This window comes from Nonomuraea sp. NPDC000554 (assembly GCF_040300065.1).
In the GTDB taxonomy this organism is placed as follows: domain Bacteria; phylum Actinomycetota; class Actinomycetes; order Streptosporangiales; family Streptosporangiaceae; genus Nonomuraea.
The window spans coordinates 69,653-87,792 of sequence record NZ_JBEPDC010000008.1 but is presented as its reverse complement, the minus strand read 5'-3'; the positions used below and the strand labels follow the sequence as shown (position 1 = coordinate 87,792).

Annotated in this window: 13 protein-coding genes; all 13 read right to left on the bottom strand. The window is 69.5% G+C overall.

Annotated elements, in window-relative coordinates:
• Positions 1 to 14 precede the first annotated feature (14 nt).
• The gene (locus ABT294_RS17545) at positions 15 to 707 is read right to left on the bottom strand and encodes an aspartate/glutamate racemase family protein (protein WP_350806772.1); all 693 of its coding nucleotides are present in this window, start codon (positions 705 to 707) and stop codon (positions 15 to 17) included.
• 159 nt (positions 708 to 866) lie between these two features.
• Positions 867 to 2,246 carry a UDP-N-acetylmuramoyl-tripeptide--D-alanyl-D-alanine ligase gene (locus ABT294_RS17540; RefSeq protein ID WP_350806771.1) on the bottom strand — a complete coding sequence of 460 codons (1,380 nt, stop codon included), beginning with the start codon at positions 2,244 to 2,246 and terminating at the stop codon, positions 867 to 869.
• The gene (locus tag ABT294_RS17535) at positions 2,243 to 3,199 is read right to left on the bottom strand and encodes a D-alanine--D-alanine ligase family protein (protein ID WP_350806770.1); all 957 of its coding nucleotides are present in this window, start codon (positions 3,197 to 3,199) and stop codon (positions 2,243 to 2,245) included. The genes ABT294_RS17540 and ABT294_RS17535 overlap by 4 nt, the downstream gene beginning before the upstream one ends.
• Before the next feature lie 334 nt (positions 3,200 to 3,533).
• Positions 3,534 to 4,934 (bottom strand): xylulokinase, encoded by a 1,401-nt coding sequence (gene xylB, locus ABT294_RS17530; RefSeq protein WP_350806769.1) that lies wholly within the window; start codon positions 4,932 to 4,934, stop codon positions 3,534 to 3,536.
• A 48-nt stretch (positions 4,935 to 4,982) separates the two neighbouring features.
• A complete protein-coding gene (locus ABT294_RS17525) occupies positions 4,983 to 5,570 on the bottom strand; it encodes a hypothetical protein (protein WP_350806768.1) in 588 nt (195 codons plus the stop codon).
• Positions 5,567 to 6,184 carry a hypothetical protein gene (locus ABT294_RS17520; protein WP_350806767.1) on the bottom strand — a complete coding sequence of 206 codons (618 nt, stop codon included), beginning with the start codon at positions 6,182 to 6,184 and terminating at the stop codon, positions 5,567 to 5,569. Before ABT294_RS17520 ends, ABT294_RS17525 begins: the two co-directional genes overlap by 4 nt.
• Before the next feature lie 217 nt (positions 6,185 to 6,401).
• The gene (locus tag ABT294_RS17515; protein ID WP_350806765.1) at positions 6,402 to 12,176 is read right to left on the bottom strand and encodes a ThuA domain-containing protein; all 5,775 of its coding nucleotides are present in this window, start codon (positions 12,174 to 12,176) and stop codon (positions 6,402 to 6,404) included.
• Between the two features lie 176 nt (positions 12,177 to 12,352).
• Positions 12,353 to 13,498: a xylose isomerase gene (xylA, locus tag ABT294_RS17510; RefSeq protein WP_350806762.1), complete on the bottom strand. Its 1,146-nt coding sequence runs from the start codon at positions 13,496 to 13,498 to the stop codon at positions 12,353 to 12,355.
• A complete protein-coding gene (locus tag ABT294_RS17505; protein ID WP_350806761.1) occupies positions 13,479 to 13,706 on the bottom strand; it encodes a hypothetical protein in 228 nt (75 codons plus the stop codon). The genes xylA and ABT294_RS17505 overlap by 20 nt, the downstream gene beginning before the upstream one ends.
• On the bottom strand, positions 13,703 to 14,854 hold the full coding sequence (locus ABT294_RS17500; RefSeq protein ID WP_350806760.1) for an inositol-3-phosphate synthase: 1,152 nt from the start codon (positions 14,852 to 14,854) through the stop codon (positions 13,703 to 13,705). The genes ABT294_RS17505 and ABT294_RS17500 overlap by 4 nt, the downstream gene beginning before the upstream one ends.
• 60 nt (positions 14,855 to 14,914) lie before the next feature.
• The gene (locus ABT294_RS17495) at positions 14,915 to 15,922 is read right to left on the bottom strand and encodes a sugar phosphate isomerase/epimerase family protein (RefSeq protein WP_350806759.1); all 1,008 of its coding nucleotides are present in this window, start codon (positions 15,920 to 15,922) and stop codon (positions 14,915 to 14,917) included.
• Entirely contained in the window at positions 15,919 to 17,076 is a 1,158-nt protein-coding gene (locus tag ABT294_RS17490; protein WP_350806758.1) for a Gfo/Idh/MocA family protein, read from the bottom strand. Before ABT294_RS17490 ends, ABT294_RS17495 begins: the two co-directional genes overlap by 4 nt.
• Positions 17,073 to 18,131 (bottom strand): ABC transporter substrate-binding protein, encoded by a 1,059-nt coding sequence (locus ABT294_RS17485; protein WP_350806757.1) that lies wholly within the window; start codon positions 18,129 to 18,131, stop codon positions 17,073 to 17,075. The genes ABT294_RS17490 and ABT294_RS17485 overlap by 4 nt, the downstream gene beginning before the upstream one ends.
• Positions 18,132 to 18,140 lie beyond the last annotated feature (9 nt).

Below are 18,140 nucleotides of genomic sequence, written 5' to 3'. Positions count from 1 at the left end.
CCGGCGCGGGCGTGTCAGTCGGCAAGCGCGAAGCCGGCCGCCGCCTCCGCGTGCAGTCGAGCGCTCGGCAGCACCGGGATGGCGCTGTCCTTCTCACTGATCAGCAGCTCGATCTCCGTGCAGCCGAGGATGACGCCTTCAGCGCCGTCGTCTGCGAAATCATCGATGATCTGGGCGTACGCGTCCCTGGACGATTCCCGGAGCACCCCGCGCACCAGTTCGTCGAAGATCACGCGATGGACCAGTTCCCGCTGCTCACGCCGCGGGACGACCACGTCGAAGCCGTGGGCGGCCAGCCGATCCCGGTAGAAGGGCTGTCCCATGGTGAAGTGAGTGCCCAGCAGACCGACCTTGCGCATGCCCCTGGCGCGGACCTCGGCGCCCAGGGCGTCGGCGATGTGCAGCACGGGCACGCTCACGGCCCGCTCCACGTCGTCGCTCACCCTGCTGAAGGTGTTGCTGCAGATGAGCAGGAGGTCGGCGCCGAGATCCTCCAGTTTCCGGCCCGCACCAGTCAGCAATGTACTCACCTCGTCCCAGCGGTCGGCGAAGATGAGGTCCTCGACGGTCGTGTAGTCGACCGACCAGATGAGGCTGTCGGCGGAATGGCTGCCGCCGAGTCGCTCGCGTACCCGCTGGTTGATGATCTGGTAGTAGATCACCGTCGATTCCCAGCTCAACCCGCCGATGAGACCGATAGTGCGCATGGAACTCCGTTTCGCCCGCTTGTGCCGGCAGGCTAGACGGAGTGCCTGCTCATTCAGCAGACCAAAAGCTGTTCAACCCTCCGGGCTCTGGACCGGCTCGATCAGGTCCTCTGTCGTGCAGTCGAGAATGTCCAGCATCACGGCGCGGAGATCCAACGGTCAGGCGCCGGCCAGGGCACGGGCGCAGGCACCGAGCCCGATCTCGCTGGAGGCCTTGACGAACACCACGTCTCCCGGTTCGAGAAGCGCGGTGGCCAGCCTGAGGGCCCCGGCCACGTCCTCGACGGTATGGACGGCCACGCCCTGGTTCGAGGACGCCGCTGCCCACGCCATCGCGAGCGGATCCCCTGCTCCGACCGTGATCAGCACGTCGAAGCGGAGGCCGGCGACGAGCCGGCCCATCTCCGCGTGCCGGGCGCGGGAGGCGTCCGCCTGCTGCCCCATCGCGCCGAGCACGGCGACGGTACGACGGGTGCCGGCCAGGGCCTTCACCGCCCGCAGCCCGGCCCGCATGGATTCGGGGTTGGCGTTGTAGGCGTCGTTGACGATGGTGATGCCGTCGGGTCGTTCGACGATCTCCAGCCGGCCCGCGGCGCGCCGCCGGGCGGCGTTCAGGCCATCGGCGATCTCGGCGGCGCCCAGGCCGAGAGTGGTGGCGACGGCGGCGGCGGCCAGGGCGTTGCTCACCTGGTGCTCGCCTATGAGGTCGAGCTCGACCCGGGCGCGGCCGGAGGGTGTCACCAGCTCGAACGCGGTTCGCGCGCGCTCGCTCATCCGCAGGTCTTCGGCCCGCACCGGTGCCTCCGCCGACCTGCCGTACAACAGGATCTGGGCCTTGGTGCGGCCGGCCATGCCCATGACGTACGGGTCGTCGGCGTTGAGCAGTGCAAACCCGTCCGCCGGAAGTGCCTCGACCAGCTCGCCTTTGGCCTCGGCCACGTCGGCCGGCCCGACTCCCATACGCTCCACATGTGCGGTGCCGACATTGAGCACCAGCCCGACCTGGGGCGGTGCGAGCCCGGTCAGGTACGTCAGGTCGCCCTTCCGGCCTGCACCCATCTCCAGCACCAGGTATCGGGTGGTGGCATCGGCACGCAGCACGGTGAGCGGCAGCCCGAGCTCGTTGTTGAACGACCTGTTGGTGGCGACCGTCGCGGCATGCCGTTCGAGCACCTGGGCCAGCAGGTCCTTGGTCGTGGTCTTGCCCACGGAGCCGGTCAGGCCGATCACGGTCGGGCTGATGTGTTCGAGCAGGTTCCTGGCCAGCAGGCCGATCGCGAGCTGGACGTCCTCGACCACGAGGGCGGGCACGCCGACGGGCCTTGAGGCCAGCACGGCGACGGCGCCGCCCGCGATGGCACCGGCCGCGTAGTCGTGACCGTCAACGCGGGCGCCGACCGTCGCGGCGAACAGGCCGCCAGGCACCACCTCGCGGGAGTCGACCGCCGAGGGCGCCGTCACCAGCGCCTGTGGGTCGCGCACGTCATACAGGCTTGCGCCGACGACCTGCGCGATCTTGTTCAGCGTCATGGGGATCATGAGCCGCTCCTGGCGAACGCGAGGTCGATGAGGCGGCGCAGCAGGTCCGGGTACGGGACACCGCTTGCGGCCCAGGCCCTGGCGTAGACGGAACGGGAGGTGAAGCCGGGCATGGTGTTGATCTCCAGCACGTACAGGCATCCCGTGTCCTCCTCATAGAGGAAGTCGACACGGGACAGGCCGTAGCCACCGATCGCCCGGAACGCGCGCAGGGCCAGCTCGCGCACGTCATCGGCCACCCGTTCTGGCAGCACGGCAGGGATGATGGCGATCTCGGCCTGGCTGAGGTACTTGGCCTCATAGTCCAGCCAGTCGCCGGGCACGATGAGCTCGCCGGGCACCGAAGCGTCCGGCGTGTCATAGCCGCCGAGCACGCCGCAGACGACCTCGCGCGCGGTCACCTCCTGCTCGACGACGATCACCCGGTCGTAGGCCAGTGCCAGATCTACGCCCGCGCGCAGTTCCTCCATGGAGGTGACGCGTGAGATGCCGATGGAGGAGCCCATGTTGGCCGGTTTGACGTACATCGGCCAGTCGAGCGACTTCACCAGACCCCAGGAGTCGGTGGTGGTGCGCCATTCGTGCTCGGTGAACCACACATGCGAGGTGACCGGAATGTTCTCCGCCAGGAACGTGCGCCGCATCGCGACCTTGTTCATGGCCACGGCAGAGGCCAGGACGCCGCAGCCCACGTACGGGATGCCCAGCGTCTCCAGGTGACCCTGGACGACGCCGTCCTCGCCGAACGGCCCGTGCAGCACGGGGAAGACCACGTCCGCCAGGTCGCGTCGCAGCTCCACCGGCCACCGGCCCTGCCGGTCGATGATGACGGCGACGGGTTCGTACCGATCCCTCGGCAGAGCATCGAGCACGGCCTGCGCTGACTGCAGCGACACCTCATGCTCGGCGGACGGCCCACCCGCCAGCACGGCCACGCGTACGCGTTCGGTCACGATCGATCAGCCTTCCTCAGTGGCACGGAGACAGCACCGCCGGCGGCACGGTGTGCGCCGTCGCAGGACCAGCCGGCCGAGTGTCGGCTCTTCGCCTGACCAGTTCCCAGGCCATTCGCTGTCCAGTTCCTGACCGAAGCGCGCCCGCGGTGTGCTGCGACCGGGTCGATTCTGGACGCCCCGCCCCTCTGCCCGAGTGATGCTGATCGTGCCGCGCTCGCGCCGGCCGGGCCTCGCCGCCGAGCGGCGGTTCGTCGGGCCGTGCCTGCGCACGCGGGGTGTGCGTGCCACGGTGTGTGAGCTCGCGGGGCACGCCACCCCTGCATGATCCCGCTCAGCGCGCGTATCGGGTGTACTGCTCGCGGATGACGGGCCGGTAGTCGGGTACCGGTTCAGCCGCGATGGACAGCGGCCAGCGCGGCCGCGTCCCCGTCAGCGCCCATGCCGCCTGCGTGGCGGCCCCGTCCGCGACGTACTCGCCGGGCAACGGGACGATCACCGGCGGCTCGAACGTCTGGGCGGCGATCTCCTGCACGGCGGCGTTCTGGGCCGCACCGCCGATCAGCAGCACGCGGCGGGCCTCGACGCCCTGCCGGCGGACGGCTTCGAGACCGTTGGCGAGACCGCACAGCATGCCCTCGATCGCCGCGCGCGCCAACGCCGGCCGGGTCGTCGATCTCAGCGTCAGCCCGAACAGGGTGGCCGTGGCATCGGGCAGGTTCGGGGTGCGCTCTCCTTCGAAGTACGGCTGGAGCACGAGCCCGTGCGCGCCCGGAGGAGCTTCGAGCGCGAGCTTGCCGAGCCGGTCGTGGTCGACGTCGAGGATGCCCGCCACGGCATCGAGGATACGGGCCGCGTTCAACGTCGCGACCAGCGGCAGGAACAGGCCGCTCGCGTCCGCGAAGCCGGCGACGACGCCGGTGTCGTCGCAGGTGGGACGGTCGGTGACGGCGAAGACGGTGCCGCTCGTCCCGATCGATACGACGACGTCGCCGCGGACCGCGCCGAGTCCGAGCGCCGCTCCGGCGTTGTCGCCCGCGCCGGCGCCGACGACGATCGCGGTTCCGGCGACCGTGCCGGCGCGTTCTGACGGCCCGAGGATCCGCGGCACGATCGCCGCGTGCCCGAGCGCCCGCTCGAAGAGTTCCTGGTCGTACCGGCCGGTGGCGGGGTTCCAGTACGCCGTGCCGCTCGCGTCTGATCGGTCCGTGACGAGCTCGCCGAGGTCCGGCCCGAGCTCGCTCGAACCGGCGGGACCGTATCCGCGCAACCGCCAGGTCAGCCAGTCGTGCGGCAGCGCGACGGCGGCGACCTCGGCGGCGTTGCCCGGTTCGTGATCGCGCAGCCAGCGCAGCTTGGCGGCGGTGAAGGAGGCCACGGGCACGGTTCCCGTCCTCCGGGCATAGGCCTTCGCGCCCACTTCGGCGATGAGGTCACGTGCGGCGGCGGCCGACCTGGTGTCGTTCCAGAGCAGTGCCGGCCGGATCACGTGGCCGCCGGAGTCCAGGGCGATGAGGCCGTGCTGCTGGCCCGCGACGGCGATCGCCGCGACGTCGTCGAGGCCGCCGGCTCGGGCGATGGCCTCCCGCAGCGCTTCCCACCAGTGCGCGGGATCCACCTCGGTGCCCTGCGGGTGACCTGCCCTGCCGGAGCGGACGAGCTGTCCTGTCGCGGTGTCTCTGATCACGATTTTGCAGTTCTGAGTGGACGAATCGACGCCTGCGACGAGTGTCATGTGCCGCGGGTCCCCCCATCGGTGACGGTGCCGGACTTGATCACGTGCCTAGAGCCGGATGTCCGGCTGCTTGCGACGGAGCAGGTTCCTCCCGGCCACGACACCGGCCACCACCGCGGCGAGGATCCCCACCACGATGACGGCGATCGTGGTGAGCGACGAGCCGGCCGGACTTCCCGGGTCCGTTGCGGCGACGGCCCGCGCCGGTGCCTCGGCGAGCTGCGGCGGCGCTCCGGCAGCCTGCGACGGCTCGGGTGCGGCGATGTCTCGTGCGATCACGTCCACCGTCTTCTTCGCCCTGGACGGTTCTGCCGCCGTGACCGTGACACGCCACTCGCCGGTCGGCAGCGGCTGGGCGGCGCGGTAGAGATTCTGGCCCTCGGGCGCCGAGACCAGTTTCACCGGTCCGAAGGAGCGGCCGTCGGTGGAGGTCGCGGACACCGTCCCGATGACGGTGTCTCTGACCGGATGACGATCCTTTTTCCAGGTGACCACCACGTTGACGCCATGGTCGCCGTCTCCGGCCACCTCCAGGACGATCGGCCCGCCGTGCGCGTCAGCCGCAGGCGCGCCAAGCAGCAGAACGAGTACGGCGAGCAGGACAGCCGCGGCGGTGTTCCGCAGAGTCAGGTTCACGAATGACTCCCCTCGTGTTCGGGATCGGCGGTGAGTGCCCCACTGCCGGGCGAGACCGGCAGGAAGACGTGCTGGTGCCCGTAGCCTGCGTCGACGTTCACCGCGTCGAGGGCGGTGGCGCCGACGGACCAGGTGAAGATCGCGTCAGCGCGTTGCCGGATGGCGAGGCCCGTCACGGTCTCGCGGGTCGGCCCCGTGAGTGCCTGCGAGCTTGCGTATGTGTCGACGGTGGTGGCGATCTGTCGTACGGCGGAGGCAAGACTCGAGCGTGCCACGTTGGTGGCGGTCTCGCCGGACGGCGGGTCGGCGAAGTCCTTGACGGCCGCGGCGGCCGCCTGCCGCCACTTCGCGACATCGGCCGGGGGCGCGGTGCCGCCTTCGGCGGGCGGTTCGATGGGCAGGATCCGCTCCAGTCCGTCGAGCACGGGAGTGAGCCGGTCGCGGGTGGTGCGGGCCAGCTCGGTGAGCGCCTTGATCTGTTCCTTGTCGCGCAGGGCGGCCTCCGCCTGGAGCCGCTCGACCGTCCGCTCGGTGGAGCTCGGGCGGGCCACCGCGAACACCGAGCCGCCCGCGACGAGGGCGCCGAGCGTGAACGCGGCCACGAGGGCGAACACCCGTCGCCGGGTCGCAGGCCGGGCCTCCGCCGCCGCCCGGCTTCGCGCCGAGGACCGGGACACCATCACTGTCTTGTGTCGGCTGATGGCCGCCACCTCCCGATGATCAGAGTGCGGTGGGGCGGGTGCCCCGCGACGAGCGTCGCGGGGCACCCGCGAGGGATTCAGCGAGGTGCCGGGTCTCGTCCGGTGCTGCCCTCCAGGGGGTTGACCTCGCTCATCGTGCGGCCTTCGGGCTGCCGCCGTACTGAGCGATCAGCGCGTCGGCGTCACGGATGAGCCCGGCTCGGACCTGGTCGTCCGTGACGGTCGAGGTGTCGCCCGCGAGTTCCTTGAACTTCTCCAGTTCCTTGACGATCTTGGCGTTGTTCTTCTCCTTGGTCTCCGCGTCGCGGACGCTCGCGAGCCTGCTGTGGAGGGTGTGCGCGCTCTTGTCGGTGAGCTTCCCGGCTGCCTCGAAGCGGTCGATCAGGTTGCCGACATCACCCGTCGACGTGACGACGGAGAACGACACCACCTGCTCGGTCTGGTTGTCGGCCTTGTTGGTGGCGGTGACGGTGAGCGTGTGCTCGCCCAGTGGGAGCGCGTACAGCGCCAGGACCGTGCCCGACTCGAGCGGCTTGCCGTCCAGCGTGCCGCTCACCGACTTGATGCCGGACGCCGAGTCGGCGGCCTCCCAGCTGATGCCGAGGTCCTGACTGTCGCCGTACTTCTCGCCGGCCGCCACGCCGGAGATCAGGACGGTCGGGGCCTTGGTGTCGATCTTGGCGGTTACGGCCTTGACGTTCTCGACGTTTCCCGCCTTGTCGGTCGAGCGGTAGCGCAGCTCGTGCTGCCCCTCGCCCGAGACGGTGACCGCGTCCGTGTACGGCGTCCAGGGGCCGCCGTCCAGGGAGTACTCGATACCCGCCACGCCGGACGTCTCATCCTTCGCGGTGAGACTCACCGGCACCGCCTGGTTGTGCCATCCGTCGTCGTTACCCGCGGCGTACTCCGCGGTGGTCACCGGCGCCGCCGCGTCCACCTTGACCCCGAGGGTCTTGGCGTTCTCGACGTTGCCCGCCTTGTCCGCCGAGCGGTAGGCCAGCGTGTGCGCGCCGTCGCCGGAGACGATGACCGGGGTGGTGTAGCCGGTCCAGGCGCCGCCGTCGAGCTGGTACTCGGTACGGTCGACCCCGCTGCCGTTCGCCTCGTCGGCGGCCGTCAGCGTGACCGTGACCGGACCGGTGAACCAGCCGCTCCCCGGCTGCGCCGGATCGGTCGTGGCGCTCGTCGACGGCGCGGTCTTGTCGTCGGTTCCGGCGCCGCCCTGGGAGAGGTGGAAGTAGGCGAACGTGGCTGTCTTCGACTCCGTCTGGTTGACGCCGAAGGCGAACACGCCGGCCTTCGCGCCGCTCGCCACCTTGGCGTTCTTCACCGGTGCCGGCGCTCCGCTGGCAGACATCTCGGTCCACTTGGCGCCGTCGGAGGAGTAGTACCCGTGGAAGGTGTCCGCCTCCTTCTTCAGCCGCAGCCACCACACGCCGCCGGAAAGCGAGGTGACCTGCGGTTGCGGCTGCTGCACGACCCCGCCGGCCTCGCTGCGCAGTTCGAGCCTGCGCTGCACCGCCGAGCCTGGAGCGTTGTCGGTGATGAAGTCGAACTTCACGTAGTCGTCGTCACCGGCGTACACCATGAGCCCGCCCTGCTGATAGGCCTGGTTGAACGCCGACGCGTCGATCTTGGTCTCCAGCGTCCAGTCACCGTCCGGCGCCTTCTGCAGGATGAAGTTCTTCGGCGCGGTGTTGCTCGTCCCGAAGATGTCGCCCTGCGAGGTGTCGATCTCCAGGTTGCCGCCGGTCATCCGTACGGCCGAGGGGTCGGACCGCACGATCGCGTTCCAGCGGCAGCCGTCGAGCGCCGCGCCGTCGAACTCGTCGTCCGCCCCCGGCGTGGTCGCCTTGTCGTCGGGAGTGATCTGGAACCAGTCGAAGGACGCGTCGATCACCGGGTGGCTGCCGGTGCTGGACAGGGAGAGCAGTCCGATCTTCGGGGTCTGGATCCCGGCGAGCGGCTTCGACTGCGGCATCGCGGTGAACGTGACGCCGTCGGCCGAGTAGGAGGCGGTCAGGTTGGTGCCGTCGCTGACGAACCGGACGTACACGGTGTCGGGATAGGCGTCCCCTAGCGCGGCCGTGTTGCTCTGCGCCACCTCGTTCGGCTTGCCGTCCTCCTCACGGATGAACTGGAAGATGCGGTTGGCGTGGTCGTTGGTGCCGCGCGCCTCCAGCACCATCTTGGCGTAGTTGTCGTCGTCGCCGTAGAGGACCAGGCCCGCCTGCTGGTACTGGTCACGCGCGTTGAGGGTGACCTTGGCCGTGGCCGTCCAGGCTCCCGACGGCGCCGGCTGCACGACGATGTTCGAGGTGTTGCCGCCTGCTCCGTAGATGTCGGTGTTCGACGTCGGGATCACGAGCTTGCCGTCCGCGACCTTGAGGGTCTGGTTCTCCCTGATGACCGACCAGCGGCCGCGGTCGAGCTCCGTCCCGAGGAAGTCGTCGGAACGGCCGGACAGGCACACCGTGTTCGGCGCGTCCACCTTGACGGGGATCTGCCCCTTGGTCGTCGCGCCCTTGGCGTCGGTCACGGTCACCGTGGCGGTGTAGGTTCCCGGCGCGGCGTAGGTGTAGCTCGCGTTCGCGGTCGTCGGTTCCGGGGCTCCGTTCACCCCGAAGTTCCACTTGTAGGTGAGCGGCGTGTCGCCGTCGGGGTCGGTGGCCGCCGCCGTGAAGTCGACCTTCAAGGGAGCGACGCCCGATGTCGGGTTCGCCGAGACGGTCACCTTCGGGCGCTGGTTCGCCGTGACTCCGGTGCCGATGAAGTCGACCCAGTTGACGTTGACCAGGTAGGTGTTGTCGGCCACGTTCGCCGGCTTGCGCACGACGAAGTACAACGGTCCGCTGTCCGCCGGCGGGTTCGTCAGGTTCAGCGTGACATCCTGGTAGGTCTGCCAGCCGCCGGTGCCCGGCACGTTGACCGAGCCGAGCAGCGTCCCGTTCTCGGGGTTGCCCAGCCGGACCTGCACGGTCCCGCCGGAGGCGCCGGATGCGGCCCGCAGCCGGATGCCGGTGATGCCGGTCAGGTTGACCGGGGCGAACGACCACCAGTCGCCGTCCTGGGTCCACCCGATGTTCAGGTTGCCGCCCGCCGAGTCCTCCGTGGGCTGTGTCTGCACGCCCGCGGCGTCGGTCCCCTTGCCGTCCGCCACGCGACCGGTCTCGGTGAAGTGCTCGGCCTGCTTGCGCTTGGTCTCCAAGATGACCTGACCGCGCCCGGTCAGCGCCTGGGCGCCGCCGGAGCCGCCGTTGTCGGTGTAGCTGGCTTCGATGACGTAGAACAGGTTGTCGTCGGTGCCGTGACCGCTGTCCGTGAGCGTCTGCAGGACACCCTCGCAGCCCTTGTGCTGGTCGAGGGGGTGGCCGTGGCTGTCATGGCCGAGGATCGCCTGGATCTGGACCTTGTCGCAGTCGATCGTGCCGTCCTCGGGGTCGGTGACCGTGACCTTGTACTTGACCTGGTCGCCGAACTCGAAGAAGCCGCCGCTCGGCGGCAGGTCGAAGGTGATCTTCGGCCGGGTGTTGCCCGCCACGACCGCCACGCTCGCCGTCGCGGTCTTCTTGTCGGCGTTGGTCACCTTCAGGACCGCGCTGTACTGACCCGCCTTGGTGTAGGTGTACGTGGGGTTGGCGTCGGTCGAGTCGACGGTGCCGTCATTGTTGAAATCCCACGCGTAGGTGAGTGGCTTGCCGTCCGGGTCCCGCGTTCCCTCGCTGGAGAACTTCACCTCCAGCGGAACCGGTCCGTCGGTCTTGTCCGCCGAGGCATGGGCGATGGGCGGCCGGTTGCCCTTGACGTACTCGATGCGGTAAACGCCTGAGTCGGCGTTGTCGCCGCCGAACCCGGATCCCCACTCGATCAGGTACAACGCGCCGTCCGGGCCGAACCTGAAGTGCATGGGCTTCTTGAAGCCCATGGTCTTGAAGAGTTGATTGATCTTGACGAGCTTGGTGGTGTCCTCGTTGAGCTGGAACGAGAACATCTTGCTGCTGTTCCACTCGGCGAAGATCGCCTTGCCGTCCCAGTACCCGGGCCATTTGACGTCCGACTGCAGGTCAGGGTCGTAGCGGTAGACCGGGCCTGCCATCGGCGCGCCGCCGCTGAGCTCAGGGAAGTTCTGCGCGTCGGTCGCGTAGTGGTACCAGACCGTCGCCGGGGTCGCCGCCGGCAGATTGGTCAGGCCCGTGTTGTTGGGCGAGTTGTTGACCGGCGCGGCACAGTTGAACGCCGACCCGGACGTCTTGGTGGCGAAGTCGTAGTCGATGTACGCGCTGTTGTTGCCGATGCAGTAGGGCCAGCCGTAGTTGCCCGGCTTGGTGATCAGGTTCCACTCGACCGTGTTCTGCGGGCCCCGCGTCGCGCTCGCGGACCCAGCGTCGGGGCCGTAATCGGCCACCAGGGGATGTCCGGTCTTCGGGTCGAGGCCGATGCGGAAGGGGTTGCGGAATCCCATGCCGTAGATCTCCGGCCTGGTCTTCGCCGTACCCGGCGCGAACAGGTTGCCCTGCGGCACCGTGTAGGTGCCGTCCGCCTCGGGGTGGATCCGCAACAGCTTGCCGCTCAGGTCATTGGTGTCGCTCGAGGTGCGCTGCGCGTCCCACGACGCGCGGCCCGACTGCTCGTCGATCGGCGCGTAGCCGTCGGAGGCGAACGGGTTGGTGTTGTCACCGGTGGCGATCCACATGTCACCGGTCTTGTGATCCATGAGCATGCCGCCACCGTGGTGACAGCACTCGGCCCGCTGCACCGGAACGTCGAGGATCTTCTTCTCGCTCGCCATGTCCAGGGCGTCCCCCTTGAGGGTGAACCGGCTGAGCCGGTCCACGTTCTCCCCAGCCGGCGAGTACAAGAGGTAGGCCCAGTTGTTGGTGGCGAAGTCGCGGTCCAGCGCCAGCCCGAGCAGCCCGCTCTCGTTGGCGGTGAACACGCTCAGCTTGCCGGCCGACACCGTGCCGCCGGCGGGCTTGATGATCTTTACTTCGCCCATCCGGTCGATGTAGAAGACCCGGCCGTCCTTGGCGACGTCCAGCATCATCGGGTTCGACGTGTTGTCGTCGAGGGTGACCTTCTCGAAGCTGCCGGTCTGCGAAGCCGAGCAGTCGGCCTTCACCGCGCCCGCCGCGGACTTGATGCCGCCGAGAAGCAGGCTCAGGAACTGCGGCTCGGTGAAGCTCTCCTTGGTGTGGCCGAGGCCCGTGTACCACGAGCGGCCGCCGTCGTAGTCCTGGCACCACGTGTTCGGGTGGTCGATTCCCATGGTGCCGCCGGAGTAGGACTTCTCATTCAGCGACGTCAGCACGTGCACGGTGTCACGGGGGTTGGCCTGGTAGTCGTACCACTCGTCCGTGCGGCTCCACGACGTGGGCAGACCGGCGGTGGACGGGTGTGCCGGGTCCTCGACCGTGACGGTGGCCTGCTGGATCGCCGGGTGCGACTTGAAGTACGCCCCGACGAGCTTGCCGTACCACGACCAGCTGTAACCGCTGTCGGCGGCCGCGTGGACGCCCACGAAACCGTTGCCTTTCTGGATGTAGCGCTGGAAGGCGTCCTTCTGCTCCTGCGCGCCCAGTGGGTCGCCGGTCGTGGACAGGAAGATGACGGCCTGGTACTGCGCCAGGTTCTCGTCGGTGAACTTCGTGCTGTCCTCGGTGGCGTCGACGGCGAAGCCGTTGTCCTGGCCGAGCTTCTGAATGGCCGCGATGCCCTCAGGGATCGAGTCGTGCCGGAATCCGGTGGTCTTGGAGAAGACGAGCACCTTGAAGGAATCGGCCGCGGCGGCGGCTCGCGCCGTCACCGCCTGTGCCGGCGGCGAGAACGGAGCCAGTAAGGGCAGGACAAGGCCGAGGGCCATCGTCGCGGCCACCCGTCGTAAGGCGCGAAATCGGTGAACTGTCAAAGCAGCTCCTTGGGGGGTGAGGTGAGTGCGAACTCATCGGGTCGGGGTGGATCGGACAGGCTGATGTCGGCGTGCCGCCGGTCGCGGCAGGGCGGTCGCGCGGGTGGCCGCGCCGTGAAGGGAGGTATCGGGTCGGTGGCACGAGGTCATGCGGGAGAGTCAGGCCCCGCCGACGCTCACCCGCGTACTCCCATCAGATGCTCGAGGGCGAGCTGGTTGAGTCGGGTGAAGTGGTAGCCGCGGAGCGAGGCCTCCTCCAGGTCGAAGTCGTCGCTCAGGAGGTCGGCCGGCGTCTCGCCGGGCGCGAGCGTGGGCTGGGCCAGGTCGGCCACCCGGGAGGCCCGCAGCGCCTCCTGCACCTCCGGGTCGGCGCGGAAGGCGCGCGCCTTCTCCTTGAGGATCAGGTACGTGCGCATGTTCGCCGCGGCGGAGTCCCAGACGTCCTGCGCGTCCTCGGTGCGCAGAGGCTTGTAGTCGAAGTGGCGCGGGCCGTCGTAGCCACCGTGCTCCAGCAGGTCCACCAGGAAGAAGGCGCTCTTCAGATCCCCGTGGCCGAAGATCAGGTCCTGGTCGTATCTCGGACCGTGCTGACCGTTCAGGTCGAGGTGGAACAGCTTGCCATGCCACAGCGCCTGCGCGGCACCATGCACATAGTTGAGCCCGGCCATCTGCTCGTGGCCGACCTCGGGATTGAGGCCGACCATCTCGGGGTGCTCCAGCTCGTTGATGAAGGCGAGCGCGTGGCCGATCGTCGGGAGCAGGATGTCGCCCCGCGGCTCGTTCGGCTTGGGCTCGATGGCGAAGCGGATGTCGTAGCCCTGGTCGAGGACGTACCGGCAGAGGAAGTCCATGGCCTCCTTGTAGCGGGCCAGGGCGGCCCTGATGTCCTTGGCGGCGTCCGACTCAGCGCCCTCACGGCCGCCCCAGCACACGTACGTCTTCGCGCCGAGCGAGACCGCGAGGTCGAGGTTGCGTATGACCTTGCGGATGGCGTGACGGCGGATGTCGCGGTCGTTGCTGGTGAACGCGCCGTCCTTGAACACCGGGTGGGTGAACAGGTTCGTCGTGGCCATCGGCACCTTCATGCCGGTCTCGTCGAGCGCCTTGCGGAAGCCCGCGATGGCCTTGTCCCTGTCGGGCTCGACGGCGAGCAGGTCGTCGTCGTGGAAGGTGACGCCGTACGCGCCCAGCTCGGCCAGCCGGTGCACGGTCTCGACGGGGTCGAGCGGAGCGCGGGTGGCGTCGCCGAACGGGTCGCGGGCCTCCCAGCCGACTGTCCAGATGCCGAAGGCGAAGCGGTCGTCAGGGGTGGGTTCGTACATAATGGTCTCCCTTGTGGGCGGATGGGGTGAGTCGCAGGAGAAGGTCCTTGATCTCCACGGCCTCGAACCGATCGCGAGCCGCGGACGGGTCGGAGCAGAGCAGGACGGGGGCGTTGCCGGAGTCGGCGAGCGCGTGCAGCACCGGCGGGAAGTCGATCTCGCCGTCGCCGAATTCCAGGTGCTCGTGCGCGCCGCACCGGAACGTCACCGCGCGGCCTCCGGCGTGTCAAGGGCGGCGACGAGGTCGCTGAGCGTGCGCCACTGGGCGGCCAGGCCGTGCGGGACCCGGCCGAGGGGGTCCTTGAAGAAGAAGGCCAGTTCGGTGAGAGGGCCGGTCCGCCCGGCACGGTGGGCCGCGGCGGCCAGTCGCGCAAGGTCGAGGATCAGCGGGGCGGCCAGGGCGGAGTCGCATCCGTGCCAGGTGAACTCCATGCGCATGCGGGTGCCGAGGAAGCCCTCGAAGGTGACCAGGTCCCAGGCGGTCTTGAAGTCACCGAGGTCTTCCAGGTAGTCGATGCGGGTGTCACCTTGCGGGGCGTAGCCCAGCGTCTCCGCGAGCACGCGCTGCTTGCTCGCGGCCTTGGCCGCGTTGGCGGCCGGTTGGGAGAGGTTGGCGCCGTCGCCGCCACCCAGAAGGTTGACCCCTGACCAGGTCCGCACCGTCAGGTTGCGCTGGGCGAACATCGGGGCGAGCACCGACTTGACCAGCGTCTCCCCCGTCTTGCCGTCGTGCCCGGCGTACGGCAGGCCCTGCTCTGCGGCGAGCCTGTCGAGCGCGGGCAGGCGAGCGCCGGTCGATGGGGTGAAGTCGACGTATGGACAGCCGGCGAGCAGGGCGGCGTAGGCGGCCAGCGCGCTCGGCGGCAGGACGGGTTCCGGGCCGGCGAGCGCGACGCGAAGCGCGTCGAGATCGGCGTGGGCGGGGTGCTCTCGTGGGGCGGGCTCCGTGGACGACACGTTGATCACGACGACGCGGTCCAGGCCGTGCCTGAGCCGGAAGCGTTCGAGGTCGGCGCCGATGGCGCGGGCCGCCTCGGCCTGGGTGCCGGCGGCCGGGAGCGGCCGTACGTCCTGCTCGATCGCGAGCAGCTCGCCGCGCGCGGCATCGGCCAGCGCCGCCGGGACGACTCCCGCCTCCGCCAGTGCTTCGGCCTTCTTGCCCAGGTGAACCGAGGAGATGTCATGGCCGCCGAAGACCAGGTCACCGAGGTCGGGCCGGACGCGGCCGCGCAGTTCGGCCGACTCCAGGACGCACCCGGCCGGCGCGGCCAGGCCGGCCCGTACCGCGAGCGCTCCGATCATGCTGGTGACGGCGACCGAGCCCCGCGCGCCTATCAGCCATACTCCCGTGCTCATCTGATCTCCTTCACGAGGGGGTGTCCGACGGGCGGCTGCCGGCAGCCGCCCGTGGCGGCTTCATTCAGCGGAGAAGGCGGCGTCGAACGCCGAGGAGGGCGGGGTGATCGCGTTGTAGGCGCGGATGAGCGCCAGCGCGTCCGGCGCGCCATGCAGACGGTCCATCCCCGCGTCTTCCCATTCGATGGAGATCGGGCCGTCGTAGCCGATCGCGTTGAGCGCGCGGAAGCAGTCCTCCCACGGGACGTCCCCTCGCCCGGTGGACACGAAGTCCCAGCCCCGGCGCAGATCGGCCCAGGGCAGGTGCGACGAGAGCCGGCCGCGGCGACCGTCGCCCACGCGCACCTTGGCGTCCTTGCAGTCCACGTGGTAGATCCGGTCGGCGAAGTCGAGGATGAAGCCGGCCGGGTCGATCTCCTGCCACACCATGTGCGAGGGGTCCCAGTTCAGGCCGAAGGCCGGCCGGTGGCCGATCGCCTCCAGCGTGCGGACCGTGGTGTGGTAATCGTAGGCGATCTCACTCGGGTGCACCTCGTGCGCGAAGCGGACGCCGACCTCGTCGAAGACGTCCAGAATCGGGTTCCACCGGTCGGCGAAGTCCTGGTATCCGGCTTCGATCATCGACGGCGGGACCGGTGGGAACATCGCCACCGTGTGCCAGATGGCGGATCCGGTGAACCCGACCACGGTGGAGACGCCGAGCTTCGCGGCGGCGCGGGCGGTGTCCTTCATCTCCTCGGCCGCGCGGCGGCGCACGCCCTCGGGTTCGCCGTCGCCCCAGACGCGGGCAGGCAGGATCCCCTTGTGCCGCTCGTCTACGGGATCGTCGCAGACGGCCTGCCCGACCAGATGGTTGGAGATCGTCCACACCTTGAGGTTGTGCTTGGCCAGCAGCTCCAGCTTGCGACCGACGTAGGAGTCGTCGGACAGCGCCTTGTCCACCTCGAAGTGGTCGCCCCAGCAGGCGATCTCCAAGCCGTCGTAGCCCCACTCTGAGGCCAGGCGGCACACCTCCTCGAACGGCAGGTCGGCCCACTGGCCGGTGAACAGCGTGATCGGCCTGGTCATACGTCCTCCGTAGGGGTCAGCCGGCTCCCGTGAGCCGCGCTATCCTCGACCGCGCCCAGCACGCGCTGCACCCGCAGGCCGTCGTCGAAGGACGGTTCGGGGGCGGTGCCTGCGGCGATCGCTTCCAGGAAGTCCTTCACCTCGTGGGTGAAGGCGTGCTCGTAGCCGAGGCCGTGACCGGGCGGCCACCAGGCGCCGGTGTACGGGTGGTCGGGCTCGGTGACAAGGATGCGCCGGAATCCGCCTGTGCCCTCGCAGAACCACAGCTCGTTCATCGACTCGAAGTCGAAGGCCAGACTGCCCAGTGCGCCGTTGACCTCGATGCGAAGCGCGTTCTTGCGGCCGGTGGCAAAGCGGGTGGCCTCGAAGGAGGCCAGGCCGCCGCCCGACATCCGGCCGATGAGCAGGGCGGCGTCGTCGACGGTGACCGGTCCCCTGCCGTCGGCTCCTCCGGCGGTCAACCCCGAGGAGCTGCCGGCCAGGGGGCGCTCCTTGATGAAGGTCTCGGTCAGCGCCGCCACTTCGGTCAGGTGCTCGCCGGTGATGAAGTGGGCGGTGTCGATGGCGTGCGCGCCGATGTCGCCCAGCGCCCCGGAGCCCGCCTTGTCGCTCTGCAACCGCCACACGAGCGGGAACTCCGGGTCGACGATCCAGTCCTGCAGGTACTGGGCTCGTACGTGCCTGATCTGACCGAGCCGGCCCTCCTGGACGTAGCGCCGGGCGAGCGCGACGGCGGGGACCCTGCGGTAGCTGAACGCCGCCATCGCGTGCACGCCGCGCCCGGCTGCCGCACGGGCGGCGGCAGCCATGGCCTCGGCCTCTGCGACGGTGTTGGCCAGCGGCTTCTCGCAGATGACGTGCTTGCCCGCCGCAAGCGCGGCGATGGCGATCTCGGCGTGGCTGTCGCCAGGGGTGCAGATATCGACGATCTGCACGTCGTCCCGCTCGATCAGGCGCTTCCAGTCGGTCTCCGCGGCGGCCCAGCCCAGACGCTCCGCGGCCTGCGCGGTGGCCTCGGCGGACCTGCCGCACAGCGCCGCCATGGCGGGCCGCAACGGCACGTCGAAGAAGGCCGCGACGTTGCGCCACGCCTGGGAGTGGGCGCGCCCCATGAACGCGTACCCGACCAGGCCGACCCCGATGCGCGCACTCATGATTCGAACCCGAGGGGCAGGTACTGTGCGGCGTTGTCCTTGGTCACCGTCTCCGAGGCCAGCGTGATGGACTGCGGCACCTGCTTCTCCAGCAGGTCGCTCATGCCTCTGCCCTGGGCGATCAGACGGGCCAGCTTGATCGCGGACGCGGCCATGGTGGGGCTGTAGGTGACGGTGGCCTTCAGCACGCCGGAGTCGGCCTGGATCTCACGCATCGCGTTGGCCGAGCCGGCGCCGCCCACCATGAAGAACTCGCCGCGCTCGGCCTCCTTGATCGCGGCCAGCACGCCGATGCCCTGGTCGTCGTCGTGGTTCCAGATCGCGTCGATCTTCTTGTGGGCCTGCAGCAGGTTGGTGGCGACCTTGGTGCCCGACTCGACGGTGAACTGGGCGTCCTGCCGGGCGGTGACTTTGTAGCCGTAGGTCTTGAGCGCGTCGTCGAAGCCTTTGCTGCGGTCCTGCGTCAGGGGCAAAGTGGCGATGCCCTGGATCTCCAGGATCACCGGATCGGACACGCCCTTGTCCTTGAGCCGCCTGCCGATGAAGTGTCCGGCCGCGACGCCCATGCCGTAGTTGTCTCCACCGATCCAGGTCCGGTACGACAGCTTGTCGGGGAAGACCCGGTCGAGGTTGATCACGGGGATGCCGGCGTCGGTGGCCTGGCGGGCGATCTGGTTGAGCTGCTGGCCGTCGTTGGGCAGGATCACCAGCGCGCCCACCTTGGCTGCGATCAGCGACTCGACGGCGCTGATCTGGGCGTTGATGTCGTTGGTCGGCTCGACCGGTTTGAACTCCACGTCGGAGTACTGCTTGGCGGCGTCCCCGGCGTTCTTGGCGATGGCGGCGATCCAGCCGTGGTCGGCGGCCGGAGCCGAGAAGCCGATGACGACCTTCTCGCCGGGCGCGTCGTTGCCGGCGGTGGCCGCGGGTGCGGGCGCGGCGGCGCTGCTCGGCGTGGCGGCAGGCTCGTTACTGGTGCACGCGCTCACCAAGGCGCCGGCCCCGATGACGGCGCCGCCGAAGAGGAGTCCCCGGCGTGGGACGGAGTCGGACATGAGCATTTC

Excerpts from the sequence above, each read along its gene's own strand:
- ABT294_RS17545 (WP_350806772.1), bottom strand. The coding sequence starts at position 707 with ATGCGCACTATCGGTCTCATCGGCGGGTTGAGCTGGGAATCGACGGTG.
- xylB (WP_350806769.1), bottom strand. The coding sequence starts at position 4,934 with ATGACACTCGTCGCAGGCGTCGATTCGTCCACTCAGAACTGCAAAATC.
- ABT294_RS17495 (WP_350806759.1), bottom strand. The coding sequence starts at position 15,922 with ATGACCAGGCCGATCACGCTGTTCACCGGCCAGTGGGCCGACCTGCCG.
- ABT294_RS17490 (WP_350806758.1), bottom strand. The coding sequence starts at position 17,076 with ATGAGTGCGCGCATCGGGGTCGGCCTGGTCGGGTACGCGTTCATGGGG.
- ABT294_RS17500 (WP_350806760.1), bottom strand. The coding sequence starts at position 14,854 with ATGAGCACGGGAGTATGGCTGATAGGCGCGCGGGGCTCGGTCGCCGTC.
- ABT294_RS17485 (WP_350806757.1), bottom strand. The coding sequence starts at position 18,131 with ATGTCCGACTCCGTCCCACGCCGGGGACTCCTCTTCGGCGGCGCCGTC.
- ABT294_RS17540 (WP_350806771.1), bottom strand. The coding sequence starts at position 2,246 with ATGATCCCCATGACGCTGAACAAGATCGCGCAGGTCGTCGGCGCAAGC.
- xylA (WP_350806762.1), bottom strand. The coding sequence starts at position 13,498 with ATGTACGAACCCACCCCTGACGACCGCTTCGCCTTCGGCATCTGGACA.